This window comes from Pseudomonas sp. G3-39 (assembly GCF_054790485.1).
The window spans coordinates 4,302,174-4,321,652 of sequence record NZ_CP186497.1 but is presented as its reverse complement, the minus strand read 5'-3'; the positions used below and the strand labels follow the sequence as shown (position 1 = coordinate 4,321,652).

Genomic DNA, 19,479 nt, shown 5'->3' with positions numbered 1-19,479 from the left:
GAACATGGTGATTGAACTCGTGGGAAACCCCGGATGGTTTTCGTAGGTTCGGTGGGCAACACCCGTGGGAAATCGTTCGCCGCTCCCGCGTCTTCGCGTGCATGTTTGGCCGAAACGTCGTTATCTCTGTGCTTGAGCTGTCGCTAGACTCGGGGCTCACCCAGGAGAACATCGTCATGCGCGAGTATCTGAGCCCCGGCCGCTTCATCGATAGTGACCACCCGGCGGTGGTGGAGTTCGCCGAACAACAGCGTGGTGCCAGCCGCGACCCGCTCGCGCAGGCGATCAGTCTCTATTACGCCGTGCGTGAAGCGGTGCGCTACAACCCGTATACCTTCAGCCTCGACCCGCAAACCCTGTGCGGCAGCTATGCGCTGGCCACCGGGGAAAGCTATTGCGTGCCCAAGGCCACATTGCTGGCCGGGTGCGCACGGCATTGCGGCATTCCCGCACGCATCGGTCTGGCTGACGTCAAGAATCACCTGTCGACCCCGCGTCTGCTGGAGTTGTTGCGCAGCGATGTGTTCGCCATGCACGGTTACACCGAATTGTTCCTCAACGAGCGCTGGGTCAAGGCCACGCCGGCCTTCAATCAGCAACTTTGTGAGCTGTTCAACGTCGCACCGTTGGACTTTGACGGGATCAATGACAGCGTTTTCCACCCATACAACCGTGACGGCGCGCTGTTGATGGAGTATCTGGTCGATCATGGTCAGTTCGTCGATGTGCCGGAGCGGTTCTTCTTCGAGCACTTGAAAAAGTGCTACCCGCATCTGTTCGGCGAACATCAGGCGAAGGTCTTGGGCGATATGCAGAGTGATTTGAGTCGGGTCTGATCCGGCGTATGCTGCCTGCCCACGCATTGGAAAAGAGGTGGTCATGCTGAAGATCTGGGGACGGAAAAACTCATCGAATGTCAGGAAGCCACTGTGGGCCGCCGAGGAACTGGGCCTGGCCTACGAGGCGATTGACGCCGGTGGCGCCTTCGGTGTGGTCGACACGCCTGAATACCGGGCGATGAACCCGAACGGCCGGGTGCCGGTGATCGAAGATGACGGCTTCGTGCTGTGGGAATCGAATGCGATCGTGCGATACCTGCTGGCCAGGCATGCACCGAACAGCGCCTGGTACCCGGCAGACCTGCAAGCCCGGGCCATCGCGGACAAGTGGATGGATTGGACCACCTCGAGTTTTGCCGGGCCGTTCCGCACCGTGTTCTGGGGCGTATTGCGTACCCCAGCGGACCAGCAGGACTGGCCGGCGATCAACGCCGCAATCAAGGAGTGCACGGCGCTGCTGGCCATGGCCGATCAGGCCCTCGCCAGCCAGCCGTACCTGTCCGGCAGCGAAATCGGCATGGGCGATATTCCGCTGGGCAGTTTCATTTATGCCTGGTTCGAGATGCCCATCGAACGTGCCGCGCAGCCGCATCTGCAGGCTTGGTACGCACGGCTGAAGCAGCGTCCGGCCTATCAGAAAGCAGTCATGACCGCGTTGACTTGATAATAACTATCGACACTCTTGACTGTACTTGTGTGGCGGCGGCAAGCACCATTGCGCTCATGCGCCGTGGTTGTTTTGTTCGCCGCCCGGCCCAATCTTTCCTTTTCTTCCCTTCTTGGTGCGTAAATCCGATATGAGTTCCGCTCTGTCCATCCGGCAGCTAACCAAAACCTACGGCAACGGGTTCCAGGCCTTGAGTGGTATCGATCTGGACGTCGCCGAAGGTGACTTTTTCGCCTTGCTCGGCCCCAACGGCGCCGGCAAATCCACGACCATCGGCATTCTCTCGACCCTGGTCAACAAGACCAGCGGCACGGTGAATATCTTCGGTCATGACCTGGACAAGAACCCCGCCGCGCTCAAGCGCTCGATCGGTGTGGTGCCCCAGGAATTCAACTTCAACCAGTTCGAAAAGACTTTCGACATCGTCGTGACCCAGGCCGGTTACTACGGCATCCCGGCGAAGATCGCCAAGGAACGCGCCGAGCAGTACCTGACCCAGCTCGGCCTGTGGGACAAGCGCGATGTGCCGTCGCGTTCGCTGTCCGGCGGCATGAAACGGCGTCTGATGATTGCCCGTGCCCTGGTGCATGAGCCGCGCCTGCTGATCCTCGATGAGCCGACCGCTGGCGTCGACATCGAACTGCGTCGCTCGATGTGGACGTTCCTCACCGAGCTGAACCAGAAAGGCATCACCATCATCCTCACCACGCACTATCTGGAAGAGGCTGAGCAGCTGTGCCGCAACATCGGCATCATCGACCACGGCACCATTGTCGAGAACACCAGCATGAAACAGCTGCTGGGCCAGTTGCACGTCGAGACCTTCCTGCTGGATCTGAAAAACGACTTGCACGCCGCGCCGCAATTGATCGGCTATCCCGCCCGGTTGCTCGACGGCCATACCCTGGAAGTCCAGGTCGACAAATCCATGGGCATCACCGCGCTGTTCACTCAATTGGCGCAGCAGAATATTGAAGTGCTGAGCCTGCGTAACAAAACCAATCGCCTCGAGGAGCTGTTCGTGTCTCTGGTAGAGAAGAATCTGTCGAAGGTGGCGGTATGAGTTCCGAGTTCCGCCCCAACCTCGTCGCCCTCCAGACCATCGTTTATCGCGAGGTCAAACGCTTCACGCGGATCTGGCCGCAGACCCTGCTGCCGCCGGCGATCACCATGGTTCTGTACTTCGTGATCTTCGGTAACCTGATCGGCAAGCAGATTGGCGGCATGGGTGGCTTCAGTTACATGGAGTACATCGTGCCGGGGCTGATTATGATGTCGGTGATCACCAACTCCTACGGCAACGTGGTCTCGAGCTTCTTCGGCAGCAAGTTCCAGCGTTCCATCGAGGAACTGATGGTCTCGCCGGTGTCGCCGCACACGATTCTGATCGGCTTCACCATTGGCGGCGTGCTGCGTGGCTTGATGGTCGGGGTGATCGTGACCATCCTGTCGTTGTTCTTCACTCATCTGCAGGTGCATCACCTGGGCGTGACCATCCTTGTGGTGGTGCTGACCGCGACGATCTTCTCGCTGCTCGGCTTCATCAACGCTGTGTTTGCGCGCAACTTCGATGACATCTCGATCATCCCGACGTTTGTGCTAACCCCGCTGACTTACCTCGGTGGCGTGTTCTACTCGATCACCTTGCTGCCGCCGTTCTGGCAGACCGTGTCGCTGGCCAACCCGGTGCTGCACATGGTCAACGCCTTCCGTTACGGCATTCTCGGGGTGTCGGATATCCGCATCGGCATCGCGATCACCTTCATGCTGGTGGCGACAGTGGTGTTGTACCTCGGTTGCGCGCGGCTGCTGGTGAGTGGGCGCGGGATGCGGACCTGATCCAATGTGGGAGCGAGCCTGCTCGCGAATGCAGACAACACAAAACTGAACGGCCTCCCACTGCGGAGGCCGTTTTGCATTCAGCGCATGCGGCTTTTCTTGCGCCGCGCCCATTGCCGCGCCACCCACCAGCGCCAGTACAGCATCACCGTGAAGTAAGCGAGGATGCCAAGTATCAATCCGCACACTACCGACCCGAGCAAAAACGGCTGCCACATTGTTGAGAGCTCTCCGCTGATCCATTCCCAGGTCAACGAATCGGGCAGGGTGCGGGCGGGCACATTCATCAACCAGGCTCCGGCCTGATAAGTACAGAAAAACACCGCCGGCATGGTGATCGGGTTGGTCAGCCACACGAGGCTGACGGCAATCGGCATGTTGCCGCGCACGGTGATCGCCAGTGCCGCCGCCACCAGCATCTGCGCCGGAATCGGCAGGAACGCGGCGAACAGGCCGACGGCCATCGCCCGGGCCACCGAATGCCGATTGAGGTGCCAGAGGTTCGGGTCATGCAGCAACTTGCCGAGAAAGCGTAAGGATTTGTGTTCCCTGATGCTCGTCGGATCGGGCATGTAACGTTTGAATAAGCGCCGGGGCATAAGGCTTCTCGGTCGGTTAAGGCGGCAAGTATGTCTGGATTCTACGAAGCGCCCATTCAGACTTTGTGACAATTGTTGACGACGACCCGCCCTCATACCAGCTACGCCTAATGCAGGAACTCTCAAGGACGGGCTTATGCGCACAGGGATGATGGCGCTGGCAGTCGGTCTGCTGGTTCCGGTTTTTTTGCCGGTTTTACCGCCGGTCGGGTTGATGATGTTGTTGCCGTTGGTGGGACTGATGTTGCTGCCGTTTCGCAGCTATCCCCTGGCGTTTCTGCTATTCGGTTTCACCTGGGCGTGCGTCAGTGCGCAATGGGCGTTGAATGATCGCCTGCCGGAAGCGCTTGACGGCGAAACCCGTTGGGTCGAAGGGCGGGTGGTCGGTTTGCCGCAAACCAGCGAGGGCGTGGTGCGGTTCGAGTTGGCCGATGCCCGCTCGCGACACGAAAAATTGCCGTCGTTGATGCGTCTGGCGTGGTACGCCGGGCCGCCGCTCAACAGCGGTGAGCGCTGGCGCCTGGCGGTGAAGCTCAGGCGCCCCGGTGGTTTGCTCAATCCCGACGCCTTCGATTACGAAGCCTGGCTGTTGGCGCAACGCATCGGCGCGACCGGCACGATCAAGGATGGTCAGCGCCTGGCCGAGGCAAACTGGGCATGGCGCGACAGCATTCGTCAGCGCTTGATGGCAGTCGATGCCCAAGGCCGGGGCGGTGCATTGGCGGCGCTAGTGCTCGGCGACGGCTCCGGGCTCAGTCGCGAGGATTGGCAGATCCTGCAGGACACCGGCACCGTGCATCTGCTGGTGATTTCCGGTCAACACATCGGGATGTTGGCGGCGGTCATCTATCTGTTGGTCGCCGGGCTGGCGCGCTACGGCTGGTGGCCGCTCCGCTGGCCATGGCTGCCATGGGCCTGCGGGCTGGCGTTTGCCGCGGCGCTCGGCTACGGCTTGCTCGCCGGGTTTGATGTACCGGTGCAACGGGCCTGCGTGATGGTCGGGCTGGTGTTGTTGTGGCGTTTGCGCTTTCGCCATCTCGGCGCGTGGTGGCCGCTGTTGCTGGCATTCGATGCATTGCTGTTGCTCGACCCGTTAGCCAGTTTGCGTCCGGGTTTGTGGCTGTCGTTCGCCGCGGTGGGGATTTTGATTTTCACCTTCGGCGGGCGACTCGGTGCGTGGAAATGGTGGCAGACCTGGACCCGCGCGCAATGGCTGATTGCGCTGGGTCTGTGCCCGGTGTTGCTGGCGCTGAACCTGCCGATCAGCCTCAGCGGGCCATTGGCAAATCTGCTCGCGGTGCCGTGGGTCAGTCTGCTGGTGCTGCCACCGGCGCTGCTCGGCACGCTGTTGTTGCCGGTGCCTTACGTCGGTGCAGGCTTGTTGTGGCTGGCCGGTGGTTTGATCGACTGGCTGTTTCGTGGCTTGTCGCTGATCGCCGGGGCCTGGCCGGCGTGGATCTCGCCGTCGCTGCCGTGGTGGGTTTTGCTGCTCGGCAGTCTCGGCGCCTTGCTGTTGCTGTTGCCGCGTGGGGTGCCGTTGCGACCGTTGGGCTGGCCGTTGCTTTTGATTCTGCTGGCGCCGCCGCGCGAGCGAGTAGCCGAGGGCCAGGCCGATGTCTGGCAGCTCGATGTCGGTCAGGGCCTGGCGATCCTGATCCGCACGCGTCATCACGCGTTGCTCTACGACGCCGGTCCACGCTTCGGCGATTTCGATCTGGGGGAGCGGGTGGTGCTGCCGGCGCTGCACAAACTGGGGGTCGAGCGCATTGATTTGATGCTGCTCAGTCATGCCGACGCCGACCATGCCGGTGGTGCGTTGGCAGTATCGCGGGGCTTGAAAGTGACGCGGGTGATCAGCGGCGATCCGCCGGGGCTGCCCGCCATCCTGCAGGCCGAGGCCTGTGAAAGTGGACGTCAATGGCAGTGGGACGGGGTCAGTTTTCAGCTGTGGCAATGGTCCGCGGCCCATGACAGCAATCAGCGCTCCTGTGTGTTGCAGATCGAGGCCAGTGGCGAGCGGCTGCTGCTGACCGGCGATGTCGACACGGCTGCCGAACGGGTTTTGCTGGAAAGTCCGTTGGCGCTGCCGACGCACTGGCTGCAAGCGCCGCACCATGGCAGCCGCAGTTCCTCTTCGATGGCTTTGCTGCGGGCATTACGTCCGCATTCGGTGCTGATCTCCCGGGGGCAGGGCAATTCGTTCGGTCATCCGCACCCGCTGGTGCTCGCGCGTTATCGCCAGCAAGGGCTGCGCATCTACGACAGCGCGCAGCACGGCGCCATTCAACTGCGCCTGGGCAGCTTTCAGGCACCGAGGCTGATGCGTCAACAACGGCGTTTCTGGCGTTGAAACACCATTGATCGCGGGATCGCCGAATGTGGCATCAGGTCGTCGGGGCAGCGGGTCTTAATCGCGAACCGGTATGGTAAAGTGGCGCACTTTTTCGAGGGGACTGTCACTGTGTGGGAATTGGTCAAATCCGGCGGCTGGATGATGTTGCCGATCATTCTGAGTTCCATCGCGGCCATGGCGATTGTCGCCGAGCGCCTGTGGACCCTGCGCGCCAGCCGCGTCACCCCCGAGCATCTGCTGGGTCAGGTCTGGGTCTGGATCAAGGACAAGCAGCTCAATAAAGAAAAGCTCAAGGAATTGCGCGCCAACTCGCCGCTGGGTGAAATCCTCGCCGCGGGCCTGGCCAACTCCAAGCATGGTCGCGAGATCATGAAGGAATGCATCGAAGAAGCCGCCGCGCGGGTGATTCACGAGCTCGAACGCTACGTCAATGCGCTGGGCACCATCGCTGCCATGTCGCCGTTGCTGGGCCTGTTGGGCACGGTGCTGGGCATGATCGACATTTTCAGCGCCTTCACCGGTTCCGGCATGACCACCAACGCCTCGGTCCTGGCCGGCGGTATTTCCAAGGCACTGATCACCACTGCGGCGGGCCTGATGGTCGGTATTCCGTCGGTGTTCTTCCACCGTTTCCTGCAACGCCGCATCGATGAGCTGGTGGTGGGCATGGAGCAGGAAGCGATCAAACTGGTCGAAGTGGTGCAGGGCGACCGTGACGTCGATCTGGCCGGGGACAAAGCGTGAAATTCCGTCGCAAGCCCCGGGAAACGATCGACATCAACCTCGCGTCGCTGATCGACGTGGTGTTCATCCTGTTGCTGTTTTTCGTCGTGACCACCACCTTCACCCGCGAAACCCAGTTGCGCGTCGATCTGCCGGAATCGGTCAGCGGTTCACCTGCCGAAGACCAGCAGCTCAAGCAACTGGATGTCGCGATCAGCGCCGAAGGCGTGTTCTCGGTGAACAACAAGATTCTGCCGAAAAACGACCTGGCGACGCTGATGGAAGCCATGCAGAAAGAAGCCAACGGTGACACCAACATGCCGTTGTCGATCAGCGCTGACGGCAAGACCCAGCACCAATCGGTGATCACCGCCATGGACGCGGCCGGCAAGCTCGGTTTCAGCCATCTGCGCATGACCACGGTCGAGGCGGCGCCCAAATCCTGATGAGCCTGTCCGATCGTTTGCTCGCCGCGTGGTATCAGGGGCATCCGGCCCTGACGCTGCTGCGGCCGCTGGAAATGCTCTACCGCCGCGTGGTGGTCAACAAGCGTCAGCGCTTTCTCGACGGTGAAGGCCAGATCTATCAGCCACCGGTGCCGTTAATCGTGGTCGGCAACATCACCGTCGGCGGCACCGGCAAGACACCGATGATCCTGTGGCTGATCGAGCATTGCCGACGCGCCGGTCTGCGGGTTGGCGTGGTCAGTCGCGGTTACGGCGCCAAACCGCCGCAACTGCCGTGGCGGGTCACCGCCGAGCAGAGCGCCGACATCGCCGGCGATGAACCGCTGTTGATCGTACAGCGCACCGGCGTGCCGCTGATGATCGACCCTGATCGCAGCGCAGCGGTCAAAGCCTTGCTCGCCAGTGAGCCGCTGGACCTGATCCTCTCCGACGACGGCATGCAGCACTACCGCCTGGCGCGGGATCTGGAGCTGGTGCTAATTGACGCTGCCCGTGGTTTGGGCAACAAGCGCTGCCTGCCGGCCGGTCCGTTGCGCGAGCCGATCGAGCGCCTGCAAAGCGTCGATGGCGTGCTGTTCAACGGTGCCACTGCGGATCGTGAAGACGGTTTTGCCTTTCACCTGCAACCGACCGCACTGGTCAATCTACGCAGCGGCGCGCGCAAGCCGCTGGCGCATTTTGCGCCCGGTCAATCGGTGCACGCGGTGGCCGGGATCGGCAATCCGCAACGTTTCTTCAATACCCTCGAAGCGCTAGACTGGCGAGCAGTCCCCCATGCGTTTGCCGATCACGCCGAATACAGCGTGCAGGCCTTGAATTTCACACCGTCATTGCCGTTGGTGATGACCGAAAAGGACGCGGTGAAGTGCCGTGCCTTCGCAGCAGACGACTGGTGGTATCTGGCGGTCGATGCCGTGCCGTCACCGGCCTTCGTGGCCTGGTTCGACACCCAATTGATGCGCCTGTTGCCCGATCGTCTTTTGCCTTAACTCTTTATCCAGGGAATGTTCATGGACACCAAATTGCTCGACATCCTCGCGTGCCCGATCTGCAAAGGCCCGCTCAAGCTCAGCGCCGACAAGACCGAACTGATCAGCAAGGGCGCCGGTCTGGCCTATCCGATCCGCGACGGCATCCCGGTGATGCTCGAAAGCGAAGCGCGCACCCTGACCACTGACGAGCGTCTGGATAAATGACCACTGCTTTCACCGTTGTCATCCCGTCGCGTTACGCCTCGACCCGCCTGCCAGGCAAACCGCTGCTGGATATCGCCGGCAAGCCGATGATCCAGCATGTCTGGGAGCAGGCGAGCAAAAGCAGCGCCAGCCGTGTGGTGGTCGCGACCGACGATGCGCGCATCGTCGAGGCCTGCAAGGCGTTCGGCGCTGAAGTGGTGCTGACCCGTGAAGATCATAATTCCGGCACCGATCGGCTGGCGGAAGTCGCGGCGAAGCTGGGTCTTGCGCCGGACGCGATCGTGGTCAACGTGCAGGGTGATGAGCCGTTGATCCCGCCAAGCGTGATCGATCAGGTTGCCGCCAACCTCGCCGCCCACACCGAAGCGCGCATGGCCACCCTGGCCGAGCCGATCGAAGACGTCGAAACCCTGTTCAACCCGAACGTGGTCAAGGTCGTCAGCGACCTCAACGGTCTGGCGCTGACCTTCAGCCGCGCCACCTTGCCGTGGGCCCGCGATGCCTTCGCCAAGAGCCGCGACGTGTTGCCGGAAGGCGTGCCGTACCGTCGCCACATTGGCATTTACGCCTACCGCGCCGGGTTCCTTCAGGACTTCGTGAGCTGGGGCCCGTGCTGGCTGGAAAACACTGAATCCCTCGAACAACTGCGTGCCCTGTGGCATGGCGTGCGGATTCATGTCGCCGACGCGTTGATCGCGCCGCCAACCGGCGTCGACACCGTTGAAGACCTCGAGCGCGTTCGTCGCCTGCTGGAGGCCTGATGCGCGTTCTGTTCGTGTGCCTGGGCAACATCTGCCGTTCGCCCACCGCTGAAGGCGTGTTGCGTCACAAACTGCGCGCAGCGGGGCTGGCGGATCAGGTCGAAGTGGCCTCCGCCGGCACCGGTGACTGGCACGTCGGCAATCCGCCGGACAAGCGCAGCCAGGCTGCAGCCAAAGTGCGTGGTTATGACCTGTCAGCGCAACGCGCGCAGCAGGTCAGCCGCGCCGATTTCGCCAGTTACGACCTGATTCTGGCCATGGACAACAGCAACCTGCGCAACCTCAAGGCGCTTCAACCGTCCACCGGCAAGGCCGAGCTGGATCTGTTCCTGCGGCGTTATGCCGGTGTGGTCGATGAAGTGCCGGATCCGTACTACGACGGCGATCAGGGCTTCGAGCAGGTGCTGGACCTGATCGAGGCAGCGTGTGACCAACTGTTGATCGAAGTGAAGGGCCGGTTATGAGTTTGCAGCTTCAATCACAGGTTTCGCTGAAACCATTCAACAGTTTTGGCGTGGATGTGCGCGCGCAGTTGTTCGCCGAGGCCCACAGCGATGCCGACGTGCGCGAAGCCCTTGCCTATGCCACTGCCCATGAGCTGCCGTTGCTGGTGATCGGTGGCGGCAGCAACTTGCTGCTGACCGCAGACATTCCGGCGCTGGTGCTGCGCATGGCAAGCCGTGGCATTCGGCTGATCAGCGATGACGGCAGCCGCGTGGTGATCGAGGCTGAAGCCGGCGAACCGTGGCATCCGTTCGTGCAACACACCTTGGCGCTGGGTTTTTCCGGTCTGGAAAACCTCAGCCTGATCCCCGGCACCGTGGGCGCAGCACCGATGCAGAACATCGGCGCCTACGGCGTCGAGATCAAGGATGTGTTCGCCGGGCTGACCGCGCTGGATCGCCAGACCGGCGAGCTGCGCGACTTCAGCCTGGAAGAATGCAACTTCGCCTACCGCGACAGCCTGTTCAAGCAGCAGCCGGGGCGTTGGCTGATCCTGCGGGTGCGCTTCAAGCTCGATCGTATTGCGCATCTGCATCTGGAATACGGCCCGGTGCGTCAGCGCCTGACCGAGCAAGGCATCGAGCAACCGACACCCAGCGACGTCAGCCGCGCGATCTGCAGTATCCGCAGCGAAAAACTGCCGGATCCGGCGGTGCTCGGCAATGCCGGCAGTTTCTTCAAGAATCCGCTGGTATCAGCGGCGCTGGTCGAGCAGATCAAGGCGCAGCACCCGGATCTGGTGGCCTATGCGCAAGCGGACGGGCAGATGAAACTGGCCGCCGGCTGGTTGATCGAGCGCGCTGGCTGGAAAGGTTTCCGCGAGGCCGATGCTGGCGTGCATAAATTGCAGGCGCTGGTGCTGGTCAACTACGGCACCGCCACCGGCCTGCAATTGCTGGAGCTGGCGCAACGCATCCAGAAAGATATTGCCGAACGTTTCAATGTCGAACTGGAAATGGAGCCGAACCGCTATTGAGGCTACGCTTCAGGTCGGTATCCAAAGCCCTGCACTGAACAAAAAGTGCAGGGCTTTTTTGTTAACGGTGGGTTAACTTAGCCAGCTAACGATAACCGTCATTTGCTCCACCAAAGGCCCGGTGCAGACGTTCGCGTCGGCACAAGAGAGCCTGTGCCAACCACATATCAGTCAGCGATGACCCTGTGGCGAGGGAGCTTGCTCCCGCTGGGGCGCGTAGCGGCCCCGCTTTCAAGAAGGGCCTGCTCCGCAGTCCAGCGGGAGCAAGCACCCTCGCCACAGGCTCAGTGTTCGGCTTCACTGATGTGTATTGGCCCATTAGCCTGAGTCGATCTGCGTGAACCACCGCCAGTTCTGCTCGACCCCATAACCACCAAGAATATGCGGGCGTGCCCATGATTACCCTGAAACTCAATGGCCAGGATCACCCACTGGATGTCACCGAAGACATGCCGCTGCTGTGGGCAATCCGTGATGTCGCCGGTTACAACGGCACCAAATTCGGCTGCGGCATGGGCCTGTGCGGTGCCTGCACCATTCATATCGACGGCTTGCCGGCGCGCAGTTGCATCACGCCGATCGGCTCGGTGGTCGGGCAAAACGTCACCACCATCGACAATCTGCACGCCGATCCGGTCGGGCAGGTGGTGCAGCAAGCCTGGCTCGATAGCGCCGTGGCGCAGTGTGGTTTTTGTCAGGGCGGGCAGATCATGTCCGCCACCGCGTTGCTCAAGACCAACCCCGATCCGAGCGACGAGCAGATCGAAGAGGCAATGGTCGGCAACATTTGCCGGTGCGGCACCTACAACCGGATCAAGACCGCGATCCGCCAGGCCTCCACTCACTTGAAGGAGGCCAAGGCATGAGCCGCTTGCCGAATGATTTCGCCCTGAGCAATCTCAGCCGCCGTGGCTTTCTCAAGGGCGTCGGCGCCACGGGCGCATTGGTGCTGGCCGCGAGTTGGGGCTGGCAGGATGCACTGGCTGAAGACGCGCCGAAGAAGTTCGGTGCCGACGGCATGCCCAACGGCTGGATCGACGATCCCAAGGTCTACGTCAGCATCGCCGCGGATGGCACGGTCACCGTGGTCTGCAACCGCTCGGAAATGGGCCAGGGTGTGCGCACCAGCCTGACCATGGTAGTTGCCGACGAACTGGACGCCGATTGGGCCAAGGTCAAAGTCCAGCAAGCGCCGGGTGACGAAGTACGTTTCGGCAACCAGGACACTGACGGTTCGCGCAGCATGCGTCACTGGTATGAGCCGATGCGTCGTTGCGGCGCGGCGGCCCGGACCATGCTGGAACAAGCCGCCGCCGCGCAATGGCAGGTGCCGGTGGGCGAGTGCCAGGCGCAGCTGCACAAAGTCCTGCATAAACCGTCCGGTCGCGAGCTGGGTTACGGCGAACTTGCCGCTGCCGCCAGTGCACTGGCGGTGCCGGCCCGTGACAGCCTGCGCTTCAAGCAGCCGTCGGAGTTTCGCTACATCGGCAAGGAAGGCACCAAAGCCATCGACGGTGCCGATATCGTCAACGGGCGCGCGGTGTACGGCGCGGACGTGCATTTCGACGGCATGCTCTACGCCACCATCGCCCGTCCGGCGGTGTACGGCGGCAAGGTCAAGTCGCTGGATGACAGCGCTGCGCTGAAGGTTCCGGGTGTGCTGAAGGTCATGCAGATCGAGAGCCGTCCGCTGCCTTCGGAATTCCAGCCGCTGGGCGGCGTAGCGGTGATTGCCAGCAATACCTGGGCGGCGATCAAGGGCCGCGAGGCGCTGAAGATCGAGTGGGACGACGGCCCCAACGCCAGTTATGACTCGATCGCTTATCGCAAGGAACTGGAAGCAGCGGCGCGCAAACCCGGCAAAATGGTACGCAACACTGGCGATATCGACAAAGCCCTGAGCGGCGCAGCGAGCAGTCTCGAAGCCTCTTATTATTTGCCGCATCTGGCCCAGGCACCGATGGAGCCGATGGTTGCCATCGCTCGCTACGACAAAGGTGTGTGTGAAGCGTGGGCGCCGAGTCAGGCGCCGCAGGTAACTCGCGAGCGCATCGCCGAGCGCCTGGGGCTGCCGTTCGACAATGTCACCTTCAACGTCACGCTGCTCGGTGGCGGTTTCGGCCGTAAATCGAAGCCGGATTTCGTCGTCGAGGCGGCGATCCTTGCCAAGGAGTTCCCCGGTAAAGCCGTGCGGGTGCAATGGACCCGCGAGGATGACATCCATAACTCGTATTTCCACACAGTGTCCGCCGAGTATTTGAAGGCGGCTGTCGGCAAGGACGGCATGCCGTCCGGCTGGCTGCACCGTACCGTGGCACCAAGCATTACGGCGCTGTTTGCCCCGGGCATGAACCATGAAGCGGCGTTCGAACTGGGCATGGGCTTTACCAACATGGCCTACGCGATTCCCAACGTGCGTCTGGAAAACCCCGAAGCCACGGTGCATACCCGCGTCGGCTGGTATCGCTCGGTGTCGAACATTCCTCACGGGTTTGCGATTCAGAGTTTTGTCGATGAACTGGCGCACAAGGCCGGCGTCGATCCATTCAAATATCAGATCAAGTTGCTCGGCCCGGATCGGCAGATCGACCCGCGTACCCTGAGTGAGGAGTGGAACTACGGCGAATCCCCCGAGCGTTACCCGATCGACACCGGACGCATGCGCACGGTACTGGAAACCGCGGCCAAGGCTGCCGACTGGGGGCGTCAGTTGCCCAAGGGCCGAGGCCTCGGTCTGGCGGTGCATTACAGCTTCGTCACCTATGTGGCGGCGGTGATCGAAGTCGAGGTCAAGGACGACGGTACGCTGATCGTGCACAAGGCTGACATCGCCGTCGATTGCGGGCCGCAGATCAACCCTGAGCGCATCCGCTCGCAGTTCGAAGGCGCCTGTGTCATGGGCCTGGGCAACGCGGTGCTGGGTGAAATCAGCTTCAAGGACGGCAAGGTCCAGCAGGACAACTTCCATATGTACGAAGTGGCGCGCATGTCGCTGGCGCCGAAGGAAGTTGCGGTGCATCTGGTGACGCCGCCGGGTGACGTGCCGTTGGGCGGAGTCGGTGAGCCGGGCGTGCCGCCGATTGCGCCGGCACTGTGCAATGCGATCTTCGCCGCCACCGGCCAGCGCATCCGTAACTTGCCGGTGCGTTATCAGTTGCAAGGTTGGCAGAAGGCGCAGGCGTAATGGACAGCGCCGATCTCAACGTCCTGCGCAGCGTGCTCGAATGGCGCCGCGCCGGGCAGCGGGTGGTGCTGTTCAGTGTGGTGCAGACCTGGGGCACTGCGCCCCGGGCACCCGGCGCGATGCTCGCGTTACGTGAGGACGGCGTGGTGATCGGCTCGGTGTCCGGCGGTTGTGTCGAGGATGACTTGATCGCCCGTCTGCACGACGGGCGCATCGCCAGCGACGGTCCGCCGGTGCAACTGATTACCTATGGCGTCACCCGCGAGGAGGCGGCGCGTTTCGGCTTGCCCTGTGGCGGCACGCTGCGCCTGACCGAGGAGCGGGTCGCTGATCCGGCGTGGGTCGCCGAATTGCTCGCCCGTTGTGAAGCGCATGAAATTGTCGCCCGCGAGCTGAACATCGAAACCGGTGAAGTTGCCCTTTCGGCGGCGAGCAAATCCGATGTGCTGGAATTCGACGGCAAGACCCTGCGCGCCATTTATGGTCCGCGCTGGCGTCTGTTGTTGATCGGCGCCGGGCAGCTGTCGCGTTACGTGGCGGACATGGCGCGGCTGCTGGATTTCGAAGTGCTGATCTGCGATCCGCGTACCGAGTTCGTTTATGGCTGGGAAGAGCACCACGGACGGTTCGTCCCGGGTATGCCGGATGACGCGGTGTTGAGCATTCAGACGGACGAACGCACAGCCATCGTCGCGCTGACTCACGATCCCCGTCTGGATGATATGGCGTTGCTCACCGCGCTCGATTCGCCGGCCTTCTATGTCGGTGCACTCGGTTCGCGGATCAACAGTCAGAAGCGCCGGGACAATCTGGCTCAGCTGGGCTTGTCAGAAGCTGCCATTGCGCGATTGCACGGGCCGATCGGTCTGCACATCGGCAGTCATTCGCCAGCGGAGATTGCTCTGTCGTTATTGGCGGAGATTGTGGCGATCAAGAACGGCGTCGAGTTGAAACAGAAGAAAGTCGTGGAGGGCGCATGAGTCGATCTATCGCAGTGATTGTGCTGGCGGCGGGCGAGGGCAGTCGCTTTCGCCAGGTTGCCGGTGCCGACAAGGACAAGTTGCTGGCCGATTGCACCGGGCGTGATGGCGCGGTGCGCTCGGTGATCGAGCAAGTGTTGCTGAATCTGCCGGCCAACCTCGACAAGCGGGTGCTGGTGACCACTGAAGCGCGGCCGCAGGCGATGCGCATGGCTCAGGCTTATGGCTGTGACGTGGTCTCGATTGAATCGACCGGGATGGGTGACAGTATTGCGGCTGGCGTTGCGGTTTGTCCGGATGCAGATGGCTGGCTGGTCGTGTTGGGGGACATGCCGTTTATCCTGCCGTCGAGTATTGAGCGGGTGGTGGCGACAATGACCGATGACGCGGTTAGTGTGCCGGTGCAGGAGGGCGAATTTGGGCATCCGGTGGGGTTCGGGCGTTCGTTCGGGCCGGGCTTGCAGGCATTGAGTGGTGATCGCGGCGCCAGGCCTTTGTTCAAGCAGGGCAGGGTGATTGAGGTAGCGGTGGATGATCCCGGGGTGTTGTGGGATATCGATGTGCCCGATTCTCTGGTATTTCCTCAATCCTGAGCCCTGCATAAATCCTCTGTAGGAGTGAGCCTGCTCGCGATAGCGTTGGGTCAGTGTCATTTGTGGTGGCTGATACACCGCTATCGCGAGCAGGCTCACTCCTACAAGGGATCGGGGTGATGCTTGAATTGGATGAGATAAAAAAGCCCCGCCTGATTGCTCAGGCGGGGCTTTTTATTGGCTTTCGGAATCAGACGAGCGGTTTAGGCTCGTGTTCTTTTTCCTCGGCCGCCTGGTGATGCTCGACCGCGTCCTGAACGGAGCGTGGCGCTTCGGCGATCACCGATTCAACCACCGCTTCTTCAGTCACGGCAGCAACCTCGACCACTTCAGCAGCCGGAGCAGCAGCGGCAGCCAGTTCGGCTTCCTTCTGCAGACGCTCGGCTTCACGCTTGCGGCGACGCACTTCACGTGGGTCGTTTGGCGCACGGCCGTTTGGCGTCAGGGCGCTGACCGGAGCGGCTTCAACCACTGGAGCAGGGGCTTCGGCAACCACTGGCGCTTCGACCACCGGTGTTTCAACCACTGGCGCTGGAGCAGGTTCGGCGGCTTCGACCACTGGCGCGGCAGCCTTGGCTTCTTCAACCACTGGGGCTTCAACGACTGGCGCTGAAGTTTCAGCGACGGCAGGCTCGGCAACCCAGTTGAACGCGGTCTGTTCTTCACGAACTTCACGCACGGTTTCGGTCACGGTTTCAGCGACGGTTTCAGCAACCGGCTCAGCAGCCACAACTGGCGCTTCAATAGCAGGTTCTGCAGCAGCTTCAACCTGAGGCAGTGTTTCTTGAACCGGTGCCACTTCGACTTCCGGAGCAGCAACCACTTCCACTGGGGTGATGGCCTCAACGACCGGCGCTTCCACTGGAGCGGTTTCCTGAACAGCGGCGGTAGCGCGTTCGGCTTGCTCGTGAGCCTGTGCTTCGGCCGGAGCGCTGATCACGCTGCTGGCAACAGCGGCAGTGACGGCCAGGCCGGCAGCCAGATCGGCAGCGCTTGGTGTTGTTTCAGCGTGTTCGCCGGACTCGGACTCTTCCGAACCTTCGATCACGTTGCCGTTGGCATCACGCTGACGCTCGCGACGGTTGCTGCGACGACGCTGACCACGGGAGCGACGACGTGGACGATCGCCTTCGGCGTTGTCCTGACCGTCTTCCGGCAGTTGCTCTTCGTTGCTGTTCACTTCTTCTTCAGCAACGGCAGCAGCCTGCTCGGCACGCGGTTGACGCTCTTCACGCGGTGGGCGCGGTGCGCGCTCTTCGCGTGGCTGACGGGCCGGACGCTCTTCTGCGACCACAGCGGCAGCGGCAGCTGCTACGGGTGCAGCCGGAGCGGCGTCCAGTGGTTCGCGCAGTTCACGTACACGCTCTTCACGCTCGCCACGTGGCTTGCGGTCTTCGCGCGGCGCACGTGGTGCACGTTCTTCACGCGGAGCGCGGGGTGCGCGTTCTTCGCGAGCGGCCGGTGCTTCGCTGCGGGCTTCACGCGGCTCGCGGACTTCACGGGCTTCACGTGGCTGACGCTCTTCACGCGGCTCGCGTGGGGCGCGTTCTTCACGCGGTGCACGTTCTTCGCGCGGCTTGCGCTCTTCATCACGGCGACCGTTACGGTTGCGGCTCTGCTGACGACCGTTGCGACGCTCTTCGTTGCGGGCCGGACGCTCGGTGGCCGGTTTTTCAACGACGACCGGAGCGGCTGGCTCTTCTTTGGTCGCGAACAGGCTGACCAGCGATTTCACCAGGCCCTTGAACAGGCTTGGCTCTGGCGCGGCAACCGGAGCCGGTGCAGCAGCGGCAGGCGCGGCGACTTCGGTCGGCACCGGCGCATTGGCACGGGCCGGCGCAGTCTTGACCGCGGCTTCCTGGCGAACCAGGGTGCGGGTCGCCGCGGCTGGCTGGACTTCTTCGACTTCGGCAGCGGCAGCAGCGATTTCGTAGCTGGACTGGTTGGTCGCGGCTTCCGGGCTGTCGTCACGCAGACGCTGAACTTCGAAGTGCGGGGTTTCCAGGTGATCGTTCGGCAGAATGACGATACGGGCACGGGTGCGCAGTTCGATCTTGGTGATCGAGTTGCGTTTTTCGTTGAGCAGGAACGCGGCGACCGGGATCGGCACCTGAGCGCGCACTTCGGCCGTGCGGTCTTTCAGGGCTTCTTCTTCGATCAGGCGCAGGATCGCCAGCGACAGCGATTCGACGTCACGGATGATGCCGGTGCCGTTGCAGCGCGGGCAGACGATGCCGCTGCTTTCGCCCAGCGATGGACGCAGGCGCTGACGGGACATTTCCAGCAGGCCGAAGCGCGAGATGCGGCCGATCTGCACGCGAGCGCGGTCGGCTTCCAGGCATTCGCGGACTTTCTCTTCCACGGCGCGCTGGTTCTTGGCCGGGGTCATGTCGATGAAGTCGATGACGATCAGGCCGCCGATGTCGCGCAGGCGCAACTGACGGGCGATTTCTTCGGCGGCTTCAAGGTTGGTCTGCAGCGCGGTTTCTTCGATGTCGCTGCCTTTGGTGGCACGCGCCGAGTTGATGTCGATGGACACCAGGGCTTCGGTCGGATCGATGACGATGGAGCCGCCGGAAGGCAGTTCGACGACGCGCTGGAAAGCGGTCTCGATCTGGCTTTCGATCTGGAAACGGTTGAACAGCGGCACGCTGTCTTCGTACAGCTTGATCTTGCTGGCGTACTGCGGCATCACCTGGCGGATGAAGGTCAGGGCTTCGTCCTGGGCTTCAACGCTGTCGATCAGCACTTCGCCGATGTCCTGGCGCAGGTAATCGCGGATGGCGCGGATGATCACGTTGCTTTCCTGATAGATCAGGAATGGCGCGGAGCGATCCAGCGAGGCTTCTTTGATGGCAGTCCACAGTTGCAGCAGGTAGTCGAGGTCCCACTGCATTTCTTCGCTGCTGCGGCCCAGGCCGGCAGTGCGCACGATCAGACCCATGTCGGCTGGAGCAACCAGACCGTTCAGCGCTTCACGCAGTTCGTTGCGCTCTTCGCCTTCGATGCGACGGGAGATACCGCCGGCACGAGGGTTGTTCGGCATCAGCACGAGGTAACGACCGGCCAGGCTGATGAAGGTGGTCAGGGCGGCGCCCTTGTTGCCACGTTCTTCTTTTTCGACCTGAACGATGACTTCCTGGCCTTCGCTCAGGACGTCCTTGATGTTGACGCGGCCTTCAGGGGCTTTCTTGAAGTATTCGCGGGAGATTTCTTTGAGGGGCAGGAAGCCGTGGCGCTCGGAGCCGAAATCGACAAAGGCAGCCTCAAGGCTTGGTTCGATGCGAGTGATACGGCCTTTGTAGATGTTGGCCTTCTTCTGCTCGCGTGCACCGGATTCGATGTCCAGGTCGTAGAGGCGTTGGCCATCTACCAGTGCAACACGCAACTCTTCGGGTTGAGTTGCGTTAATCAGCATTCTTTTCATGTAGTACCGTCGGTTTCCGGGCTGCCGGAAACGGCGTTCGGCACACACGACTTCTCACGGTCGGTGTCAGGTGCGTCGGGAGTGGTTGGCCATTCCCGTGTCCAGCGATGTCAGGCCAATTGGGCCGATATCGCGACGTACGCGTCCTGCTTGCTGTGGCTACTTAAGCACTCAGTCAGGAGGAGGAATCAACCAGCGGCTGTGGACGAGATGAAGCGTCTTGATAAAGCCTATTGCTACACAGTCCGGCGGTTGTGCATCTCCACCCTACACGTATCCCTGATAATTCGGGTGCTGCCGCGCGCAGAATCCGCAGCGGGTTGGCATTTACCGTGAGCTCCGAAAGGGGAGGTCACGCATCATGGCTAATT

At 62.0% G+C, this 19,479-nt stretch carries 18 protein-coding genes; 16 read left to right on the top strand and 2 right to left on the bottom strand.

Annotated features, from left to right (window positions below; translation table 11 throughout):
• The first annotated feature begins 176 nt into the window (after positions 1-176).
• The 4 genes from ACOYXG_RS19335 (at position 177) to ACOYXG_RS19320 (ending at position 3,345) form a co-directional block, all read left to right on the top strand.
• Complete coding sequence (locus ACOYXG_RS19335; protein ID WP_027612333.1) at positions 177-836, top strand: transglutaminase-like domain-containing protein; 660 nt, start codon at positions 177-179, stop codon at positions 834-836.
• Positions 837-879: 43 nt separating this feature from the next.
• Positions 880-1,503, top strand: coding sequence for a glutathione S-transferase family protein (locus ACOYXG_RS19330; protein ID WP_027612334.1), 624 nt, complete (start codon positions 880-882; stop codon positions 1,501-1,503).
• Positions 1,504-1,636: 133 nt separating this feature from the next.
• Positions 1,637-2,569 carry an ABC transporter ATP-binding protein gene (locus ACOYXG_RS19325; RefSeq protein WP_027612335.1) on the top strand — a complete coding sequence of 311 codons (933 nt, stop codon included), beginning with the start codon at positions 1,637-1,639 and terminating at the stop codon, positions 2,567-2,569.
• Positions 2,566-3,345: an ABC transporter permease gene (locus tag ACOYXG_RS19320; RefSeq protein WP_027612336.1), complete on the top strand. Its 780-nt coding sequence runs from the start codon at positions 2,566-2,568 to the stop codon at positions 3,343-3,345. Before ACOYXG_RS19325 ends, ACOYXG_RS19320 begins: the two co-directional genes overlap by 4 nt.
• Positions 3,346-3,425: 80 nt before the next feature.
• Here the strand turns inward: ACOYXG_RS19320 and ACOYXG_RS19315 are convergent, their stop codons facing one another.
• Entirely contained in the window at positions 3,426-3,944 is a 519-nt protein-coding gene (locus ACOYXG_RS19315; RefSeq protein ID WP_414889442.1) for a DUF2062 domain-containing protein, read from the bottom strand.
• A 136-nt stretch (positions 3,945-4,080) separates the two neighbouring features.
• Between ACOYXG_RS19315 and ACOYXG_RS19310 the strand changes: the two genes are divergently transcribed.
• The 12 genes from ACOYXG_RS19310 to ACOYXG_RS19255 all read left to right on the top strand — a co-directional run bounded on the left by ACOYXG_RS19310 (position 4,081) and on the right by ACOYXG_RS19255 (position 15,681).
• Positions 4,081-6,294: a DNA internalization-related competence protein ComEC/Rec2 gene (locus tag ACOYXG_RS19310; RefSeq protein ID WP_460353444.1), complete on the top strand. Its 2,214-nt coding sequence runs from the start codon at positions 4,081-4,083 to the stop codon at positions 6,292-6,294.
• 111 nt (positions 6,295-6,405) lie between these two features.
• A complete protein-coding gene (locus ACOYXG_RS19305; RefSeq protein ID WP_003227083.1) occupies positions 6,406-7,041 on the top strand; it encodes a MotA/TolQ/ExbB proton channel family protein in 636 nt (211 codons plus the stop codon).
• The gene (locus ACOYXG_RS19300) at positions 7,038-7,466 is read left to right on the top strand and encodes an ExbD/TolR family protein (protein WP_027612340.1); all 429 of its coding nucleotides are present in this window, start codon (positions 7,038-7,040) and stop codon (positions 7,464-7,466) included. Before ACOYXG_RS19305 ends, ACOYXG_RS19300 begins: the two co-directional genes overlap by 4 nt.
• Positions 7,466-8,476, top strand: a complete 1,011-nt coding sequence (gene lpxK, locus ACOYXG_RS19295; protein ID WP_330206557.1) for a tetraacyldisaccharide 4'-kinase — start codon at positions 7,466-7,468, stop codon at positions 8,474-8,476. The genes ACOYXG_RS19300 and lpxK overlap by 1 nt, the downstream gene beginning before the upstream one ends.
• Before the next feature lie 21 nt (positions 8,477-8,497).
• Positions 8,498-8,683 (top strand): Trm112 family protein, encoded by a 186-nt coding sequence (locus tag ACOYXG_RS19290; RefSeq protein ID WP_003174668.1) that lies wholly within the window; start codon positions 8,498-8,500, stop codon positions 8,681-8,683.
• Complete coding sequence (gene kdsB, locus ACOYXG_RS19285) at positions 8,680-9,444, top strand: 3-deoxy-manno-octulosonate cytidylyltransferase (RefSeq protein ID WP_247268138.1); 765 nt, start codon at positions 8,680-8,682, stop codon at positions 9,442-9,444. The genes ACOYXG_RS19290 and kdsB overlap by 4 nt, the downstream gene beginning before the upstream one ends.
• Positions 9,444-9,908 carry a low molecular weight protein-tyrosine-phosphatase gene (locus ACOYXG_RS19280; protein ID WP_007967581.1) on the top strand — a complete coding sequence of 155 codons (465 nt, stop codon included), beginning with the start codon at positions 9,444-9,446 and terminating at the stop codon, positions 9,906-9,908. Before kdsB ends, ACOYXG_RS19280 begins: the two co-directional genes overlap by 1 nt.
• Positions 9,905-10,924 carry a UDP-N-acetylmuramate dehydrogenase gene (gene murB, locus ACOYXG_RS19275; protein WP_460353438.1) on the top strand — a complete coding sequence of 340 codons (1,020 nt, stop codon included), beginning with the start codon at positions 9,905-9,907 and terminating at the stop codon, positions 10,922-10,924. The genes ACOYXG_RS19280 and murB overlap by 4 nt, the downstream gene beginning before the upstream one ends.
• A gap of 395 nt (positions 10,925-11,319) precedes the next feature.
• Positions 11,320-11,790 carry a (2Fe-2S)-binding protein gene (locus ACOYXG_RS19270; protein WP_027612345.1) on the top strand — a complete coding sequence of 157 codons (471 nt, stop codon included), beginning with the start codon at positions 11,320-11,322 and terminating at the stop codon, positions 11,788-11,790.
• Complete coding sequence (locus tag ACOYXG_RS19265; RefSeq protein WP_460353434.1) at positions 11,787-14,108, top strand: xanthine dehydrogenase family protein molybdopterin-binding subunit; 2,322 nt, start codon at positions 11,787-11,789, stop codon at positions 14,106-14,108. The genes ACOYXG_RS19270 and ACOYXG_RS19265 overlap by 4 nt, the downstream gene beginning before the upstream one ends.
• Positions 14,108-15,088, top strand: coding sequence for an XdhC family protein (locus tag ACOYXG_RS19260; protein WP_460353431.1), 981 nt, complete (start codon positions 14,108-14,110; stop codon positions 15,086-15,088). Before ACOYXG_RS19265 ends, ACOYXG_RS19260 begins: the two co-directional genes overlap by 1 nt.
• The gene (locus ACOYXG_RS19255; RefSeq protein WP_460353428.1) at positions 15,085-15,681 is read left to right on the top strand and encodes a nucleotidyltransferase family protein; all 597 of its coding nucleotides are present in this window, start codon (positions 15,085-15,087) and stop codon (positions 15,679-15,681) included. The genes ACOYXG_RS19260 and ACOYXG_RS19255 overlap by 4 nt, the downstream gene beginning before the upstream one ends.
• 190 nt (positions 15,682-15,871) lie before the next feature.
• On the opposite strand, the gene rne is transcribed toward ACOYXG_RS19255, so the two are convergent.
• A complete protein-coding gene (rne, locus tag ACOYXG_RS19250; RefSeq protein ID WP_460353425.1) occupies positions 15,872-19,108 on the bottom strand; it encodes a ribonuclease E in 3,237 nt (1,078 codons plus the stop codon).
• Positions 19,109-19,479: the final 371 nt, after the last annotated feature.